This is a genomic window from Flavobacterium galactosidilyticum, assembly GCF_020911945.1.
In the GTDB taxonomy this organism is placed as follows: domain Bacteria; phylum Bacteroidota; class Bacteroidia; order Flavobacteriales; family Flavobacteriaceae; genus Flavobacterium; species Flavobacterium galactosidilyticum.
On the sequence record NZ_CP087135.1, the window covers coordinates 2,197,002 to 2,215,721 of the forward strand.

The 18,720-nt window shown below is 33.3% G+C and carries 19 protein-coding genes and 1 tRNA gene; 4 read left to right on the forward strand and 16 right to left on the reverse strand.

Translation table 11 applies throughout. From position 1 onward, the window contains the following. From LNP27_RS09565 to LNP27_RS09580, 4 genes are all read left to right on the forward strand, one after another. Complete coding sequence (locus LNP27_RS09565) at positions 1-438, forward strand: hypothetical protein (RefSeq protein WP_229941416.1); 438 nt, start codon at positions 1-3, stop codon at positions 436-438. A 57-nt stretch (positions 439-495) separates the two neighbouring features. After that, positions 496-1,050, forward strand: a complete 555-nt coding sequence (locus LNP27_RS09570; protein WP_229941417.1) for a hypothetical protein — start codon at positions 496-498, stop codon at positions 1,048-1,050. A gap of 870 nt (positions 1,051-1,920) precedes the next feature. Beyond that, positions 1,921-2,331, forward strand: coding sequence for a DUF6943 family protein (locus LNP27_RS09575; RefSeq protein WP_229941418.1), 411 nt, complete (start codon positions 1,921-1,923; stop codon positions 2,329-2,331). 78 nt (positions 2,332-2,409) lie between these two features. Continuing rightward, positions 2,410-3,447, forward strand: coding sequence for a TIR domain-containing protein (locus LNP27_RS09580; protein ID WP_229941419.1), 1,038 nt, complete (start codon positions 2,410-2,412; stop codon positions 3,445-3,447). Between the two features lie 78 nt (positions 3,448-3,525). Here the strand turns inward: LNP27_RS09580 and LNP27_RS09585 are convergent, their stop codons facing one another. The 16 genes from LNP27_RS09585 to LNP27_RS09660 all read right to left on the reverse strand — a co-directional run bounded on the left by LNP27_RS09585 (position 3,526) and on the right by LNP27_RS09660 (position 18,599). Next, positions 3,526-3,702, reverse strand: a complete 177-nt coding sequence (locus tag LNP27_RS09585) for a hypothetical protein (protein ID WP_229941420.1) — start codon at positions 3,700-3,702, stop codon at positions 3,526-3,528. Next, entirely contained in the window at positions 3,692-3,925 is a 234-nt protein-coding gene (locus LNP27_RS09590) for a hypothetical protein (RefSeq protein WP_229941421.1), read from the reverse strand. Before LNP27_RS09590 ends, LNP27_RS09585 begins: the two co-directional genes overlap by 11 nt. 36 nt (positions 3,926-3,961) lie before the next feature. Next, positions 3,962-4,357, reverse strand: coding sequence for a DUF5675 family protein (locus LNP27_RS09595; protein WP_229941422.1), 396 nt, complete (start codon positions 4,355-4,357; stop codon positions 3,962-3,964). 1 nt (position 4,358) lies between these two features. Beyond that, on the reverse strand, positions 4,359-5,114 hold the full coding sequence (locus LNP27_RS09600; protein ID WP_229941423.1) for a hypothetical protein: 756 nt from the start codon (positions 5,112-5,114) through the stop codon (positions 4,359-4,361). 662 nt (positions 5,115-5,776) lie between these two features. After that, positions 5,777-5,861 (reverse strand) — tRNA-Ser (locus LNP27_RS09605). Between the two features lie 167 nt (positions 5,862-6,028). After that, complete coding sequence (gene ribB, locus LNP27_RS09610; RefSeq protein WP_229941424.1) at positions 6,029-7,162, reverse strand: 3,4-dihydroxy-2-butanone-4-phosphate synthase; 1,134 nt, start codon at positions 7,160-7,162, stop codon at positions 6,029-6,031. 8 nt (positions 7,163-7,170) lie between these two features. Beyond that, positions 7,171-8,604: an LptF/LptG family permease gene (locus LNP27_RS09615; protein WP_229941425.1), complete on the reverse strand. Its 1,434-nt coding sequence runs from the start codon at positions 8,602-8,604 to the stop codon at positions 7,171-7,173. Between the two features lie 8 nt (positions 8,605-8,612). Then, entirely contained in the window at positions 8,613-9,257 is a 645-nt protein-coding gene (gene lolA1 / locus LNP27_RS09620; RefSeq protein ID WP_428979020.1) for an outer membrane lipoprotein periplasmic chaperone LolA1, read from the reverse strand. A 49-nt stretch (positions 9,258-9,306) separates the two neighbouring features. Continuing rightward, entirely contained in the window at positions 9,307-11,754 is a 2,448-nt protein-coding gene (locus LNP27_RS09625) for a DNA translocase FtsK (RefSeq protein ID WP_229941426.1), read from the reverse strand. Between the two features lie 18 nt (positions 11,755-11,772). Further along, complete coding sequence (locus tag LNP27_RS09630) at positions 11,773-12,147, reverse strand: diacylglycerol kinase (RefSeq protein ID WP_229941427.1); 375 nt, start codon at positions 12,145-12,147, stop codon at positions 11,773-11,775. A gap of 10 nt (positions 12,148-12,157) precedes the next feature. Further along, complete coding sequence (gene tpx, locus LNP27_RS09635) at positions 12,158-12,655, reverse strand: thiol peroxidase (protein ID WP_229941428.1); 498 nt, start codon at positions 12,653-12,655, stop codon at positions 12,158-12,160. Positions 12,656-12,845: 190 nt separating this feature from the next. After that, positions 12,846-13,103, reverse strand: a complete 258-nt coding sequence (locus LNP27_RS09640; protein ID WP_121926195.1) for a DUF6952 family protein — start codon at positions 13,101-13,103, stop codon at positions 12,846-12,848. Between the two features lie 58 nt (positions 13,104-13,161). Then, the gene (locus LNP27_RS09645) at positions 13,162-13,470 is read right to left on the reverse strand and encodes a thioredoxin family protein (protein ID WP_229941429.1); all 309 of its coding nucleotides are present in this window, start codon (positions 13,468-13,470) and stop codon (positions 13,162-13,164) included. A 95-nt stretch (positions 13,471-13,565) separates the two neighbouring features. Beyond that, positions 13,566-14,204, reverse strand: coding sequence for a peroxiredoxin (locus LNP27_RS09650; RefSeq protein WP_229941430.1), 639 nt, complete (start codon positions 14,202-14,204; stop codon positions 13,566-13,568). 243 nt (positions 14,205-14,447) lie between these two features. Further along, a complete protein-coding gene (gene katG, locus LNP27_RS09655) occupies positions 14,448-16,628 on the reverse strand; it encodes a catalase/peroxidase HPI (protein ID WP_229941431.1) in 2,181 nt (726 codons plus the stop codon). Between the two features lie 372 nt (positions 16,629-17,000). Continuing rightward, a complete protein-coding gene (locus LNP27_RS09660; protein WP_229941432.1) occupies positions 17,001-18,599 on the reverse strand; it encodes a glycoside hydrolase family 3 protein in 1,599 nt (532 codons plus the stop codon). Between the last annotated feature and the right edge of the window lie 121 nt (positions 18,600-18,720).

Below are 18,720 nucleotides of genomic sequence, written 5' to 3' on the forward strand. Positions count from 1 at the left end.
ATGAGAGTAGAAATCTTTATCAACGGATACAAATACTTACGGCCTTCAAAAAATTTCAGTCAATCATTTTTAAAAATCATTGATTTAGCTTCCTTAATGAAGGAGTATTTCGATTTATATAAGACAAAAGCGGATGAAATTAAAATACTAAAAGAGGTTTGCCTTAATGACGATCTTGTGTTTATAATTCACAAACATTTGACCTTAGAGATAGATTTTGCAATGAATTTATGCCCGTACGATATTGTTTATTGTTCTTGTCTGCAACCATTGACAGAAAGAGGTGAGGTTATTAAAGAATTAATGATCGACAATTATCAATTAATCTTAACCAATAGAAATTGGCTAGAAACTAATTTTTTGAAACTATACTTCGAATTGGTAGATTATGGCGAAGCAGATGAACGTCTAATAAATGCCCTAAGACGAAAAACTTAAGTATTATATAACAATTTCCATTAGGTGAAACGGTCATTCAATTTAATTTATATAATTATGAGTACTTTTTTAATAATATTTCTAGTTCTTTCATTAATTGGGGGATTGATGTCAAGGTCAAGTGGTCGGGTTGAAGTCAAAGAATTTAAAAAACCTGTTTTTGCTAATGAGGTTGAACCTGCTTTAAATAAACAAGAATTAAAAGCTATGATTCTTGACAAAGCTAATGACACATTATATGCATATAATAATGGTAATCTAATGATAAAACTTTGTCAAGATTATTTCCATCGTTTTGGCTGGGATGTAGTTATTCTAGAAATTATTATTACAGCTTTAGCTTCGTATAAAAGATTTGACGAAGCATATAAATATGCTAATATACTGTGTAATGATGAATTAAGTTATATGTGGGGATTTTTCTTTAAAGCTGAAATGTGTTGGTATAAGGGTCAAATATTTGAAGGCAATAGATTTTTTAGAATTTCTGTTGAAGAATGGGGTATGGATCAAGAATATGTTAATACTAGAAAAAAAGAACTATTGTGGGAGGTCAAACCATTTGAGCTTAGAGATAAAAATGCTCTCGACGATGAAAAAAAGTATTTATAAAACAATCATTTTATCACAAAATTTTCTAGTCAATATTTTTCTTTACAATAAATAATGTACTTGAAATCAAGGGCAATCAAGCGGTCTCTCTTCGGTCGTTCTCATTGTTCCGTTCGGCTGTTCCAGTCAGTCGTGCCTCCTTCCGTTCCACAGCCACTTCACAGCACTAAAAAAAACAGCAGCTTGAAAATAAGCAGCTATTTTTTTTGCGCTGTTCGTTCCTCATCTTCACACGCTCTCTTCCTTCGTTCGGTCGGGCTTATGCATCCACAATACAGCTTCATTCCGTTACAGTCATTCGTTCGCTTAACGCTCCATTTCATTCCACTGCAAGCTCTCTCTTTCTCTTCACTTCATTCCAGCCGTATTATGTCTGCCGCCCTCAGTTTTTTCAGCGGTTGCTCCTTCGCACAGCCATCGGGGTTGGCTCCGTTCAGTAAAAACTTCACTTTACCCTAAATCAAGGTACGCCTTCGGCTGACTTATATTTTTTCCCCGCCGTTTCACGCTGCTATCCCTTCTCTCCACTTCGTAAAAACTACGTTCTGTTTTCGGTCTAGCGTGGCTGTTCGATTGCCGCAACACCGCCAACTGCGCTCCTCATTCATTCCGCTATAATTCCGCTATCGCTACATTTTAGCTCCATTCCTTGCGGTGCTTGGGGGTGTTAAAAATCTTCAACGACTACCACTATGCATTTTCTTGAAAAGAAAGAGAAAAAAATCCAGCAAATTTAGCATCCATTCCTCACTTCCAGTCGGTCGTTCCTTCCTCCGTTCCCGTTCGTCATTTCTGCTGATTATATGGCTTTCTTTTTTTCTCTTTTTTCTTTCAAAAAAATAAGGTCGAATATTTTAAACCAACAGCACTATGCCAAATTTCATCATCAAGACCCACCAAAAAGACACCATTTACAAGGGAAACCAAATCTTTATTCTCAACAAAGGAATGAACTCTGGAAAACCCCAAAAAGAACCTTTTACCAATAGCTTTGTAATTATATTCACGGACGAAAAAGATGCCGAAACAATCTACTGGTTAGCGTATAGTCTATGGAAATCTAAATTCTGGCACCAATTTTTAATTGGGTCCGTAATTACATTCTTGCGGATAAAAGATTTCAAAAAAGATTTTGACTCAAAAGTCAGTACAATGATGCAGGAACAGGAACTCCACAATAAGCAAGTCCAAGCGTTGCGGTTGCTAGAACAAAAAGAGGATCAATTGCATCAAAACATTTTGCTTATAAATGAAATGCGCAGAGCGATTTTAAAATCGTAACTGTAAGAAAAAAAAATATTGAATAAAAGATATATATTTGATATAATTCACAATTTGGAACAATTACATAAACATTCAATGAAAAGCAATTTTACAATATTTTACTCTTGGCAATCTGATTTAAAGAATAATTCAATACAAACTTGTATTGAAAAAGCTATTAGGGAAGTAAAAAGAAAATTTGAAAAAGAAATTAAATTAGAAATTAATGTTGATCGCGACACTAGAAACAAAAGTGGTAGCCCAGCTATATCATCAACTATATTAAATAAAATAGATTTATCTGACATATTCATTTGCGATGTAACAATAGTTAATAAAAAATGGATTAATAAAATTTTTAATTACAGAATAACTCCAAATCCAAACGTTTTAATTGAATTAGGTTATGCTATTAATCAAGTTGGTTGGGAAAGAGTTATTTGTATAAATGATTTAAATTTTTCGAAATTAGAAGAATTACCATTTGACATACGAGGTCATCGAATTACTTCATTTAATAGTTCTAGAGAAAATTTTAAAGAAGAATTAAAAAGTCAATTGATTATAGCTATTAAATCAATAATTGAAAACTATGATAAAATTATAGAAGAGCAGAATAAAAAAAACAATAAATCTCACGATTTAAAATTATATCACAAATTCACCGAATTATGTAGTGAAGCAATTTTGTTAGACAGTATTTCGCTATCTGTGGATAGTTTGCATATAACTAAATACTATTTTGAAAAATGGGATTTGTTACAAGAATTCTACAAAATATCTGAAAATATTTTCATTGATGAGTCACTAAATGAAACCGTTTTGAAATTTCTAAAAGAATTAGATAAATTTCACTCTTTGGTCGTAACAGCTTTTCATTTAGATAATGATAATAGTCAATACAAAGAATATTTGTCATTAAGAATGAGCGATATTGATCTAACTGAAGAACAAGAATATGAGTATAAGCAAGTTCAAATTTATAAGCCTATAAAAGAACCATTTAGAGAGGAAACTTGGACGGATTCCGATAAAAGAATCCTTACTCTTCAAGATAAATTATATGTGCAGGGAGAAATTGTTAAATCCTCATATAGAGATTTTGTTATTACTATTAAAAAGAAATTATTATAACAGTCGCTAAAAAAAAAGCCAGGTCTCACGACTTGGCTTTCTTAGTTAGTCCGGAAAAGGTTACCAATAATAACCGGACTATTTTTTTTTGATTTTTGTCAACCATTTCAATAGGAGGGAAACCATATAACTGACAGTTGCCCCAATGACCGCTAGGATAATTGTTTTAGCAATATCTTCTGAAAGGATATTAGGCAAAACACTCAAAAAAGTTCCAGATACGGTTCCGGTTCGGAGTGAAATGTTAGTCTCCATCTCTAGGTTTATTTAGGTTCTCTTCAACTACAGTCATTTGGCTAACTGCGGATAAAACACCTCCTGCAACTGCCATATAGCCAGCAACACTGACAACGACTACGGGTAAAACCACAGGGGCGGCGATCACACTGCTACTGATGGCCAACAATACCAGACCAATACTTCTCAAAATCCTAAAAAACTTCGGAGTGGGAGCTTGCGCTCTTTTTATAATATTCATATTTTCTCGTTTTTGTCATTTCCGTCAAAACGGAAATTAAGATTGAACAATTACCGAAACATTTTCTTTGCTGTCCAAAGCCTTATATACCAAGTCTTTTAATTTGGAATAAGCTTTTCTAGACATTAGACCTAAACCAGGTCCGGAAACTTTCGTTACTGGAGCAATACAACCATTCAATTCTTTCTGTGCATTATTGGCAGGATGAAACAAAATAAAGCTTCTGTTTTTCACGTCAACCACTTCTAAATGCCATTGAAATCTGCTACTGTACCGCTTTTTTAATAAATATTTCCCTTCCGGAATGCAGGAAACCCTTTTCTGGTTTTCCATCCAAGGTAACTCAATTGTATAGCAAATGAATTTACCTTCACATTCGAGTTTTCCGTTCGTTCCGTCAGGGAAATAAGTTCTTTGTAGTACGATGACCATTCTACAATCCGCTCACCTGAACCAATGCCAATGGGTTATATGCGCCATTTTTCAAGGCGTACATTTGTCCATTTACCTCTTGGTAAAACTCAACTCCCAAAGCCAAAAACAAGGGTTTGGTACTTCCCGGACTAACTGTATTCACTTGGTTGATGGCTACCGTAGCAACAGCATCCCAAGGTAAAATCGCAGTTTCGGAATGTGCTTCAACAAATGTTTCGGTTTCAAAATCAATTTCGGCACCAGCAGAAATGATTTTGAAATGAGTGGTTCCAGTTGGTGCAGCAATCATATTGGCTGGAATAAATTCCGCCAAATCAACAGTGATTTCTCCCGAAACGCGGTCAATTGCTCCCACAAATGGGGCAAATAAACTGGTTCCCAGTTTTCCTCTAATGTTGAATTCAAATCCTGAAAGTAATTCCGCTTCTCCATCAATCACGTTTCGTTGCCCTCTCAAACTGGTAACATCCGCCTGGATCACTTTTACCATTGCTTGAGTAAGTCGGCTTACCATTCTGCCATCGCCAGTATTGATGAGCAAAGCTCTCAAGGAAGTTCTCAAAATCTTGCCGGCCTTGCCAGCTCTTCCAAATTCAGAACCGTTCTCACGTGTTCTCTGGAATGCAGGGTCGCTCGCAATTCTGCTCGCATCGATTCCACCTTTTTCACGAGCCAAATGCCCGTCCTGGGTTTTGTAAAAAGTAATATCTCCGATAGTACCTTTCAACTTAATTATGCCTTTTTGCCTTGCCATAATTCCTAAAATTTAATTAATAATTTGTCTAAAATTCCATCAATCATCATCCTGTTGCAACATCATTCGATTGAATTGGTAACAAATATGTCATTTAAAGTTTTAATATAAAAGAAACGTTTCATTACTTTGTACCATAATGATATAGATGTCAAAAATAAGCATAAATGTCACTTGAAAATAAAAGAATATATTCACTAATTTTATAATCTGTAATGAATAATTTAGGTAGTAGTCAAAAGCTACTCAAAGCCTAGTCAAAGCTATAGATAGTGTATGAAAATCGAAAATAGGAGGTTGTGTATCTACCCGAAGGATATACAACGCATTACAGGAAAAAGTTATCGTCAAAGCATTAGATTGCTGCATAAAATCAAAAAGGAGCTAAATAAGCTCCAAAATGAGTTTGTAAGCATAGAAGAGTTCTGTCAATACACCAGTCTAAAACAGGACCAGGTGGAATTATTGATAATTGGGTAATATTAACTTTAAGTTGTTTGTGATTTGTTCGAACCCTTAACATAGAAACCAAATTTGTTATTAATAACCACCGGTATTTGGTGGTTATTTTTTATTCAATTGATTGTGGGCTAAATGTGGGCTAAAACTAAAAATAAAAAACCCTAACGCCTTTGTTTACAAGGGTTAGGGTTTTAATTTCGCGGAGAAAGAGGGATTCGAACCCCCGGACCTGTTACAGTCAACAGTTTTCAAGACTGCCGCATTCGACCGCTCTGCCATTTCTCCAGTGAGCGACAATCATTACCTGATTGCGAGTGCAAATATAAGCACCTTTTTCGATTATCAAAAATAATTTGAAGAAAAATTTCAACAGTTTTTCGAACTATTTTTTAATTGTTTCATTTCCTTTGCGTTACCACAAAATTATTTTTTACAAATAAAATTAAATAGTGCTAATAACGTACGTATTCTGTTATTTCAAGTCCATAACCAATCATTCCTACACGTTTTCCTTGCTCGGTATTAGAGACCAATCTAATTTTAGAAATATCAATATCATGTAGAATTTGCGCCCCAATACCAAAATCTTTATTATCGATTTTAATTTTTGGTGCTTTCAATTCACCAGCTGCTTGCAATTCTTTCAATTCTGTAATACGATTTAGTAAATTTACCGATTGCATATCTTGGTTAATGAAGATAACAGCGCCTTTTCCTTGCTCATTGATTGTTTTAAACATATCGTCAAGTTGCTGATCTGCATTGTTAGTTAAGGTGCCTAAGATGTCATTATTTACCTGCGAAGAATTAATTCTTGTCAAAATAGCCTCTCCTAAGTTCCAAGTCCCTTTAGTCAACGCAATATGAATTTGCTTATTTGTCGTTTGTTGATAAGCTCTTAAACGAAAAGTTCCAAAACGAGTTTGGATATCAAAATCTTCTTTCTTGATAATAAGGCTGTCGTGCTGCATACGATAGGCAACAAGGGCTTCGATAGAAACTAATTTTAAGTCAAACTTTTTAGCTACTTCTACTAATTGCGGTAGGCGAGCCATAGTTCCATCTTCATTCATGATTTCTACAATAACACCTGCTGATTTAAATCCAGCTAAACGCGCAAAGTCAATTGCTGCTTCTGTATGCCCAGTTCGTCGTAAAACACCACCCTGTTTAGCAATAAGCGGAAAGATATGTCCTGGCCTTGCTAAATCGTGTGGTTTAGTATCTGAATTTACTAATGACAATACCGTTTTAGCTCTATCGGCTGCTGATATTCCAGTAGTTACTCCGTTTCCTCTTAAATCTACTGAAACTGTAAAAGCAGTTTCCATTGGATCCGTATTATTGGTAACCATAACATGCAAACCTAGTTCTTTGCAACGGCTTTCCGTCAAAGGAGCACAGATTAATCCTCGTCCGTGCGTAGCCATAAAATTTATCATTTCGGGAGTTACTTTTTCGGCTGCTGCCAAAAAATCACCTTCATTTTCACGATCTTCATCATCAACAACAATTATAATTTTTCCTTGACGAATATCTTCAATTGCTTCTTCAATTGTGTTGAGGTGTATTTTATTTAAATCCATTTAGGGTATTAGTTTTGTGATGGTAATATTTTTTTTATTAATTTTTGGAATGGCGCTAAAATGACATCCATATTTACTAAACCAATATCATTTGTAGCTCTATAAGTTAACAAAATGGCTAATGGAGTCAAAATAAATGAAGATAACCAAGCTCCCATAAATGGAGTCATTCCGTTTTCTTGAGCTAATCTCTTTCCAAAAGTATTTACAAAGTGAAAAGTTATAAATATTAAAATAGCAAATACAATAGGCAAACCTAGACCACCTTTTCTAATAATTGCGCCAAGAGGAGCGCCAATGAAAAACATTAGAAAGCAGGCAAATACAATTACAAATTTGTCGTAAACGGCAAGTAAATGGTTGTTGATGTTTTTTTGCTTGTTAAGAAATTCAGTATTTGACGATTCTATCGAATACATAGTGTTTGACAAGTTACTGCTAGCTGAGTTTAAAATTCCAGATTTCTCAACATTATTATATAGTGACAAAATATCGTTTGGGAGCGGTTTTTTTTTCGAACTTACCACTAATTTATTTTTAGTTGGGAAAATCACTTTAGCATTACTGTTATCTGAAAAAGCAATAAGATCCGCTTTCATGTTCGTTTTTAATGAATCTATGGTGTAATTTAGTTCATTGACATTAAGCATCGTATTGGTGTTTGCAACTGATTCCTGATTGATGTCGACTTTGTTAAGTTCTGATAAATCAATATTTATAATTTGCTTTTTGAAAGAGCTTTTCGCGAAAGGCATTTTTTCACGGTCTACGTAGCTCTTAGGGGTTATGTCTTCATAATAATAACCTTCATTGAGCACTAATTGTAAAATGTTAGATTTTTCGCTGCTTACTAGTTCTCCATTTTTAGCTTTAATAACGGTTTTGTTTCCATCTCCATTTTGTGATTTTTTATGAATGGTAATTCCGGTAAGTGTATTTCCTTCTGGACCACTTTTTTTATTGACTTTGATATTATAAAACCCAACATCATTAAATTGTCCTTCGGCTATAGCCAAAGCAGGCTTGAGTTGTGCAATGTTTTTTCTAAAATTGATGAACTTGTATTCTGCAAATGGGATTACATTATTAGCAAAGAAAAAAGCAACTATACTTAATAATAAAATAAATATAGTTAAACTTCTCATTGCTCTTTGTAGTGAAATCCCTGAAGACTTCATCGCTGCAAATTCATAGTTTTCAGCTAAATTTCCAAAAGTCATTATGGAAGACAATAATATCGAAAGCGGCAATACTAATGGAACAATTCTAGGCATAGAAAAGCCAAGAAATTTAAAAACCATGATCAGGTCTAAATCTTTCCCGGCTAATTCCGATATGAATAACCAAACGGTTTGAAGTATAAATATGAAAAATAGGATTACAAATACAGTAGTAAATGTAGTCAGGAAGGTTTTTAATAAGTATTTGTCGAGAATTTTCACCTAGTGCATTAATCTAATTTGTTGATGTAGTAATTTGGATATTTACTCGCCGCAAATGTAAATTGATTTTTTGACAAAGGTTGGTTGGTTTTGAAAGAATTAACCGTTAATGTTGTTTTTGTACCTTTTTTACCTACTTCTATCAAATTGTAAATGTGTTTTGTTTGCACATCGATTCCCAAAAGGACTTCTTTTCTTTGGTCCTTAGGATTTGTAGAAACCAATTTGATATACTGAATCTTTCTTCCTTTTACATTTTGCAATATATCCATATTATACTTGTATCCAGTATTGAAAAAAGTAAGCATTTTTGAAGGTGTAATCGCTGAATCGTCTTTTTCATTAACAGTAGAAACAGTTATTTCCTCGTCTTCAGGTACGATAGTATATGTTTTTTTACCATCAAAAACCTTTGTAACTCCCATGAAATTCAATACATATTGATTTCCTTTCATAGTAACATTTCCTTTACTATCCTGATTAATGTTCTCTTTAGTGTTATTCAACGAATATTTAAAGTCAATTGTAATGTTGTCGTAACTTCTAACTTTAGCGGTAACTTGGTCTAAGAGGTCTTTTGCTTTTTTGTCTTGTGCTTGAATTGAAAATCCAAAAAGGAATAAAGTTGTTAATAAGAGGATTCTTTTACCCATGATTTGTATGTTGTTTTTCTTAGAATCTTGATTTTTTGATTGCATCATATTATTTATTTTGTTCATTATTGAAAAATTGATCAAGAGAACTCATATCTAGAATATTTACACTTCGTGCTTTACTACCTTCAAAAGGACCAACAATTCCAGCAGCTTCCAGTTGATCTATCAATCTACCAGCTCTATTGTATCCTAATTTTAGTTTTCGTTGTAGCAGTGAAGCTGATCCTTGTTGTGCATTTACAATAATTTCAGCTGCTTCTCTAAATAAAGTGTCTCTGTCCGATATATCCATATCAAGATTAATGCCACTATCTTCTCCAATGAATTCTGGAAGTAAATAAGCAGTTGTATATGCTTTTTGAGAACCAATAAATTCTGTTATTTTTTCAACCTCTGGTGTATCAATGAATGCGCACTGTACACGTACCACATCGTTTCCATTAGTGTAAAGCATGTCTCCACGACCAATTAATTGATCCGCCCCTTGTGTGTCAAGAATAGTGCGAGAGTCGATTTTTGAAGTAACTCTAAAAGCTATTCTAGCAGGGAAGTTGGCTTTTATCAAACCTGTAATTACATTTACCGATGGTCTTTGTGTTGCAATAATTAAGTGAATTCCAATTGCTCGGGCTAGTTGTGCTAATCGTGCAATAGGAACTTCTACCTCTTTTCCTGCAGTCATAATCAAATCGGCAAACTCATCAACGACTAACACGATATAAGGAAGAAAACGGTGTCCATTTTCAGGATTCAATTTTCTAGCCTTAAATTTGTCATTGTATTCTTTGATGTTACGCACCATCGCATCTTTCAATAAGGAATAGCGGTTGTCCATTTCAACACAAAGTGAATTTAATGTATTTACTACTTTTGCATTATCAGTGATAATAGCATCATCCATATCTGGAAGTTTCGCTAAATAATGTCTTTCGATTTTATTAAAAAGTGTCAATTCTACTTTTTTAGGATCGACCAATACGAATTTAACTTCAGCTGGATGTTTCTTGTATAAAAGCGAAGTTAGGACAGCATTCAAACCAACAGATTTTCCTTGACCTGTTGCTCCAGCCATTAGTAAGTGAGGCATTTTAGCTAAATCAACTACAAAAGTTTCGTTAGAAATTGTTTTTCCAAGAGCAATTGGCAACTCCATTTCTGCTTCTTGAAATTTGGCTGAGCCAATAACACTTTTCATTGAAACCATCGTAGGATTCTTATTGGGAACCTCGATTCCTATCGTTCCTTTTCCAGGAATAGGAGCGATGATACGAATTCCTAATGCCGACAGTGATAAAGCGATATCATCCTCTAAACTCTTGATTTTTGAAATACGAATTCCTGCCTCAGGGACAATTTCATATAAAGTAACCGATGGTCCAACTGTTGCTTTTATCTGCGCAATTTCAATTTTGTAATTGCGAAGTGTATCTACAATTCGGTTTTTATTTTCTTCTAACTCTTCTTGATTGATTGTAATTCCACCAGTCGAATATTCTTTTAATAAATCAATTGTCGGGAATTTATAATTGGATAAATCCAATGTTGGATCGAATAATCCAAAGTCAGCAACTAGACGAGAGGCCAGATTTTCTTCGACAATATCTTCTTCAGGTGCTGTTTCTATTACAAAAGAGTCGTCGACAGTTGACATTACTGTTGGTAATGGCGGCGGAGTGATTTCCATTGCAATTGGTTTTACAACAGGATCTCTATTAATATCTGATGAATTACTTATTGTTGGTTTCAAAGCCTCTTTGTTGATTTCAAATTGAGAACCATTAGTTTTCAAATGTATGTCATCAAGTTCTTCTTCAACAACCGCAAATTCTTCAAGATTATAATCTCCTTTTTTATTGTTTAAAGGATTTGTAATGGAAACAGATTTAATCTCGTTTTTAGTATCATTGAAAAAGGACTGAATGTTTTCCGGAGAAAGTTTCATTTTGAAAATGATATATATAATTAATCCAAATATCAAAATCAATAATGTCCCTGTTTTTCCTAAATAATCTTGGAAAAATAAATTCAGTTCATATCCAATTGTTCCTCCTAATTCTGGTGCAGAAGTGGCAAAAAAACCAAACAATACGGATATAATAATGATTACAAATAAATCCCAAAACCAGATGTTTTTCAATTTTCGAACACTAATATCCAATACCATATAAATTCCAGAAAGGAAAAATAAACGCACAAATATAAATGCGGCAAGTCCAAAACCGCGGTAAATTAGTAAATCAGCCAAGTAAGCGCCAAATTTACCCAGCCAGTTTTCAACCACTTCTGAACGGTTGGTTAATTCATGAACAGCACTCTGATCCTGTTTTCCGTATATGAAAAACGAGATAAAAGCAAATAATAAAGCAATAGAAAATAATACCACTAATGAACCAATAACAAATTTATGTTGTTTCGTTAGTTTAAAGGGAGTTTTTACTACGGATTTAGAATCTGTTTTTTTATTTAAAGGGGCTGTTTTTGTTGTCTTTGCCATTCTTGCTTGTAAAAATACCTATAAAAAATATGGTACGTATATTATTAAACCAACTGCTATTGCTGTCATTGCTGCAAAAAATACTGCTCCTGCAGCAATGTCTTTTATGAATCCAATTTTTTCGTGATAATTAGGATGTATGAAATCAGCTATTTTCTCAACGGCAGTATTTAAACCTTCCACACTCATAACCAAACCAATGGCAAAAGTCTGAAAAATCCATTCTGCTTTAGTAATTCCAATATAGAAACCAGCAATAGTCATCAAAATTCCTAACGAAAATTGAACCATTATACTGTGTTCAGTTGTAATTAATTTTTTAGCTCCCTGAACGGCATAAGTCATGCTTTTCATTCGTCCGGAAACGAAGGTATTGTCTTTCTGAAATTCCATTAAAGAGAGGTTATAGTACAGCTAAAGCAGCTTCATAATTAGGTTCATTAGCAATTTCGCCCACTTGCTCTGTGTGCGTAACTGTTCCGTTTTCGTCAAGAACTATAATCGCTCTAGAGTGTAATCCAGCCAAAGGTCCTTCAGTAATTTCTAAACCATTAGTTTTACCAAAAGCACCCGTTTGAAAATCAGATAAATTAATTACATTTTCTAATCCTTCAGCGCCACAAAAACGTTTTTGAGCAAAAGGTAAATCTCTTGAAATGCACAATACTTTTGTATTAGCTAAGTTAGCAGCAGTTTCATTGAATTTTCTAACTGAAGTTGCACAAGTTCCTGTGTCAATACTTGGGAAAATATTCAAAACTAATTTCTTACCAGCAAAATCACTTAGTGAAACTACTGAAAGATCATTGTTGATTAATTTAAAATCAGCCATTTTAGTACCTACTGTTGGTAATTCTCCTGAAGTATGAATTGGATTTCCTCCTAATGTAATTGAAGCCATGATGTTTGTTTTTTTGTGAGGTTCAAAAGTATGAAAATTATTTAAGAAAATCTTATGAAATGGGGGTTTAAAGTTTGCGTTTTTAAGTCAAACGATAAACATTATAAACTGCAAACTCTTTTATTTATTGCAAAAAAAAAACGCGCTCGTTTAAGAGTGCGTTCCTATTTATATTGTATTCTGAATTGTTTTATTTGTCTATCGAACCTAAAACTCGTTTCATGAAAGTATTTAAAGCTTCTTTTTTATCGGTTCCAGATTTTACTAATTTATTTACTTCTAATGCGCCGTACATGTTTGAAATTAATTCACCAATTACATCTAATTCTTCATCTTTCAATGATGAAATTTCAGTCATTGCTTCCAGAACCTCTATAGTTTCGATGATGTAATCTTCATCATTTTCTTCTATAAATTGTGTCAAATGCTTAATTACAGGTAATTTCATAGGTCAGTTTTTTTGTTTATTTTAGAGTATTCGTTAGTTGTAAAAACTACCGTATAACTTATATAATTTCTTGTACTAAATCAATAAGTACTTCTTGCTTATTAGTTTGTGTTTCGTTTACCAGTTTACCATTTACAAAAGTGGCAAAAGTTGGTAAATTACTAACATTAGCTAATTTTCTTGATTCAGGAAAATTCTCAGCGTCAACTAATGCAAAAGTTATTGCTTCGTTTTCACTCGCTAATTTTTTGAACTTTGGCTTCATAATTCTACAGTTTCCGCACCACGATGCTGAAAATTGAACAACTACTTTCTCGTTTTTTGAGATTAAATCTTGTAACGTATCTTCGGTTAATTCGATTAACATATTTTTATTTTTTAAAATTCAATTTCAATTTCAAAAATCAATGGCAAAATTCAATAGTTGAAATTGATTTTTGCCATTGAAATTGATTTCTTGTTTTAGTTTAAGCTTAAATATTCAGCAGTACTTTGTCTGTCAGCGCTCATTGCATCTTTTCCTGCTTCCCAGTTTGCAGGACAAACTTCACCTTTCTCTTGAATATGAGTGTAAGCATCAACCATACGTAAGTATTCGTTTACGTTACGACCAAGTGGCATATCGTTTACACTTTCGTGGAAAATTTTACCAGTTTCATCAATTAAGTAGGTAGCTCTAAAAGTAACATTAGAACCTTCAATAATTACTGAATCCGTTTCTTCAGAATATTCAGTTGAATCAATATCAAGAATACCTAAAATGTTAGATAAGTTTCTGTTTGTATCAGCAAGAATTGGGTACGTTACACCTTCAATTCCACCGTTGTTTTTTGGAGTGTTTAACCAAGCAAAGTGTACTTCATTTGTATCGCAAGAAGCTCCAATTACTATTGTATTTCTTTTATTAAATTCTGGTAAAGCAGCTTGAAAAGCATGTAGTTCAGTTGGGCAAACAAATGTAAAATCTTTTGGATACCAAAACAAAAGTACTTTTTTGTTGTTTTTTGTAGCTTCTTCAAAGATGTTTATTTTTAAATTATCACCCATTTCTGAAATGGCATCAACTGCAATACTTGGGAATTTTTTTCCTACTAAAGACATATTATTTTATTTTAAATGTTATTGTTTTTTGTTGGTGCAAAAGTACTCAAAAATCACTGAGTTTCGCACTAATTTTATCCTATTTACTTATGAAATTATAAAGAAAAGCTATAATGCATAAAATGTTGTATTTGTAGATTTACAAGCCTTTTATTTTATTGTAAATCAGTATTTTATATAAAATTAAAATCCACCGTTTAACTGGTGGATTTTAAAATTAATTATATACTAATTTGATGTTTTTTAATTCAAATCGAATCGATCTAAATTCATCACTTTTGTCCAAGTTTTAATAAAGTCTTGGATAAATTTTTCTTTATTGTCATCTTGTGCATATATTTCAGCATAAGATCTCAAAATCGAATTAGATCCAAATATTAAATCAACTCGCGTTGCGGTCCATTTAGTAACTCCAGTTTTTCTGTCGACTATGTTGTATAAATTTTCTCCAACTGATTTCCAGCTGTAGTTCATATCGGTTAAATTTACAAAGAAATCATTAGTCAAAATACCTTCATTATTAGTGAAAACCCCCAGTTTTGTACCATTGTAGTTAGTGCCAAGTACACGCATACCACCAATTAAGACCGTCATTTCTGGAGCTGTTAATCCTAAAAGTTGTGCTTTATCTAACATCAATTCTTCAGGTTTTACTATGTACTCTCTTTTCATGAAGTTTCTAAAAGCGTCATTAGTTGGTTCTAAAACAGCAAAAGATTCTACATCCGTCTGTGCATCAGTTGAATCTCCTCTTCCTGCGTAGAAAGGAACTTTCACATTAAAGCCTCCATCTTGAGCCGCTTTTTCAATTGCTGCACTTCCGCCAAGTACAATTAAATCAGCAATACTCACTTTTTTAGTTAATCCAGATTGGATTTCAGTTAGTTTTGTTATTACTTTTTGCAGTCTTTCTGGTTCATTTGCAATCCATTCTTTTTGAGGAGCTAAACGAATTCTTGCACCATTTGCACCACCCCTAAAATCAGAACCTCTAAACGTTCTGGCGCTATCCCAAGCCGTGTTGATTAATTCGACTCTTGTTAAACCGCTATTTAATAATTGTACTTTTAATTCTTCAATTTCAGCTTCTGATAAAGTGTAATCAACTGTTGGAATTGGATCTTGCCAAACTAACTCTTCTGAGGGAACATCAGCACCTAAATATCTGTTTTTTGGACCTAAATCTCTATGTGTTAATTTGAACCAAGCTCTAGCAAAAACATCATTAAAATAAGCTGGATCTCTGTGGAAACGCTCTGATATTTCTCTGTATTTTGGATCCATTTTCATTGCCATATCGGCATCAGTCATGATAGGATTTCTTTTTACTGCAGGATCAAAAGCATCAACAGGCATGTCCTCATCTTTGATGTTTATTGGTTCCCATTGCCAAGCACCGGCAGGACTCTTTTTCAATTCCCAGTCATAAGTTAAAAGTAAATGGAAATATTCATTATCCCAACGCGTAGGATGTGTTGTCCAGGAACCCTCTAAACCACTTGTTATCGTATTTGCGCCATTTCCGCTTGGATTTATCCAACCAAAACCTTGATCGTGAATTTCACCACCTTCTGGTTCTTTTCCTAGCTTAGAAGCATCTCCATTTCCGTGTGCTTTCCCAACGGTATGACCTCCAGCAATCAATGCACAGGTTTCTTCATCGTTCATAGCCATTCTTTCAAAAGTAACACGAACATCATGAGCTGTTTTTAAAGGATCAGGTACGCCATCAACTCCTTCTGGGTTTACATATATTAATCCCATCATTACAGCTGCTAATGGATTTTCTAAGTCTCTTTCTCCAGAATATCTGCTGCCTTCACTCCCTGATTTTGCTAACCATTCTTTTTCTGCTCCCCAATATACTTCTTTTTGTGGGTGCCAAATATCTTGTCGTCCACCAGCAAATCCAAAGGTTTTGAAACCCATTGATTCATAAGCCATGTTTCCAGCTAAGACAATTAAATCTGCCCATGAAATTTTATTACCATATTTTTTCTTGATAGGCCATAATAACCTTCTGGCTTTGTCTAAGTTTCCGTTATCAGGCCAGCTGTTTAAGGGTGCAAAACGTTGATTTCCCGTTCCACTGCCACCACGACCATCTGATATCCTGTACGTTCCAGCCGAATGCCAAGCCAATCGAATCATTAATCCACCATAATGACCCCAATCTGCAGGCCACCAATCTTGGCTTTCTGTCATTGACTTTTTTAAATCATTTTTTAATGCTTCTAAATCTAATTTTTTAAATTCTGCAGCATAATTAAAATCATTTCCTAATGGATTTGTTTTGGAATCATGTTGACTTAAAATATCTAAGTTTAGTGATTTTGGCCACCAATCTTGACTATTAGATACGCTTATTGAAATGTCATCTTTTTGATGAAAAGGACATTTGCCAAGTTCATTCGAATTTTCCATATGATTTCTTTAGGTTTGTGTTAATACTAAGTTCTACAAATTTACAACAGAGATGTAGTTTTATAATTGATTTTGATTATAATTTTTTATAAAATCATAATAATTAATGATAGTTGTGCTTTTTGTATTTTTTAATTTCGTTTAATGAACTGAATAAACATTAATTGTTCTTGTTTGAACAGAAATTAGCATCATTCTGCGCTTTGAATAGTTATAACAATCAATAGTAAATATAAGAGAATAGATGATAAAAAACAAAACCTATGAGCTTTTAAAAAACTCATAGGTTTACTAGATATTGTATTTTATTATAGCTTTGAAATTTTACTACAAGTGATACTTTATTAATCAATAGTTTAATTGAAAAAAATATTATAAACCATTGATGAACACTGGAAGAGATCCTTCGCATTCCAAGTTATGTATCAATTGCTGCGCAGCAATTTCTTGAAACTCTGTAAAATCTTGATAAACTTGAATAATTCCGAAAGTAGATTCCAGATTTGGAATTACTTGTAACGAATACGGGTTTCCAAAAACATATAAAACACATTTTTTACTACTAAATATGTTTTTTAAGAATTCTAAAACTGCTTCGTCAATATCAAATTTATTCAATGGTTTTGCTTTTGGAACAAATAACGATAGTATTAAGGTGTCGTATTCAGCAAGATTTTTTTCTAAGGCTTCAATTTCATGTATAGATCCCATTTCAATTGAAAATTCTGGGGAAGAAATTGTTTTGTTTAAAGTTTGAAAAAAAGTGTTTTCAGTACTTTTGTATAAACTTATCTTTGCGACTTTTCCTTTTTTGGATCCATCCAAAAAAACAGAAGTATTGTTGTTATCTTTAATTTTAGTGATAGAATTCTGAGCTATTTTTGTATTAAGTTGAGCTGTTTTTTCAAAATCTAAATCACCAGAAATAAAACTATTTGAGTCAATAATTCCTACTTTTTGTTTGCATTTCATCAAGCGGTTATAACTAGCTTCTATGCGTTCAGGTGAAGCGTTTTTTAGGATTTCTTGAATTCCTTCAACAACATTTTCTGCAAAACATAACACATCATTTCCAGCATTGAAAGCTTCCCATTCCAGTTGGCCTTTTTTATCATACAAACTCGAAACACTATGCATGTTCAGCGCATCAGAAATGACTAAACCATCATAACCCAATTGCTTTCGCAAAAGCGTTTCTATAATGGATTTCGATAAAGTTGCCGAGGTGTTTTTACCTTCATTTAAAGCGGGAACGGCCAAATGGCCAACCATAATAGAATCGACATTATTTTCAATTCCTTTTATAAATGGAACCAATTCGTTTTCTAATAATTGCTCTAAATTTTCTTCTAAAATAGGCAATCCTAAATGAGAATCGACGCTTGTGTTTCCATGACCCGGAAAATGTTTAAGACATCCTAAAACGCCTACATCATTCATTCCTTTGAGATATTCTAAAGCAAAATTGCTGACTTTTTCTTTATTTTCACCAAAAGAACGATAGCCAATTACAGGATTATTTGGATTGTTATTAATATCAGCTAAAGGAGCCAAATTGTAATGAACTCCTGCAGATTTTAAATCCAGACCTATTTGTTTTCCTACTTCATAAACTAAATGTGATTCGGACTCTGGTAAGGCGCCCAAAGTAATTGCATAAGGATACTGAGGCGTTTTTTCGACACGCATGGCTAATCCCCATTCGGCATCAATACTCATTAATAATGGAGTAGAAGCACATTTTTGATAACGTATAACAAGATCTTTTAAACGTTGATAACTATCATCATTGAAAACTACCTTTTTTTTAGTTTCATAATTGGTTGCGGCACTCGCTCTACTATGAAAAAATGTGAGTCCACCTATGTTATGCTGCTTGATTAATCGCTCCATTTCCTGAATATTTTCTTCTGTATCATTGATGAAAACTGCTGGAAAGAAAAATTGTCCTATTTTTTGTTCTAATGTCATCGTTTTAATTTTTGAGTAACAAATGAAGATTTAAATGTTTTCTAAAAGTAAATTTGGAGATTTATAATAATAAAATAACCTGCATATCTGTGTAAAATTTTTGTACCAATTCTTAATAATA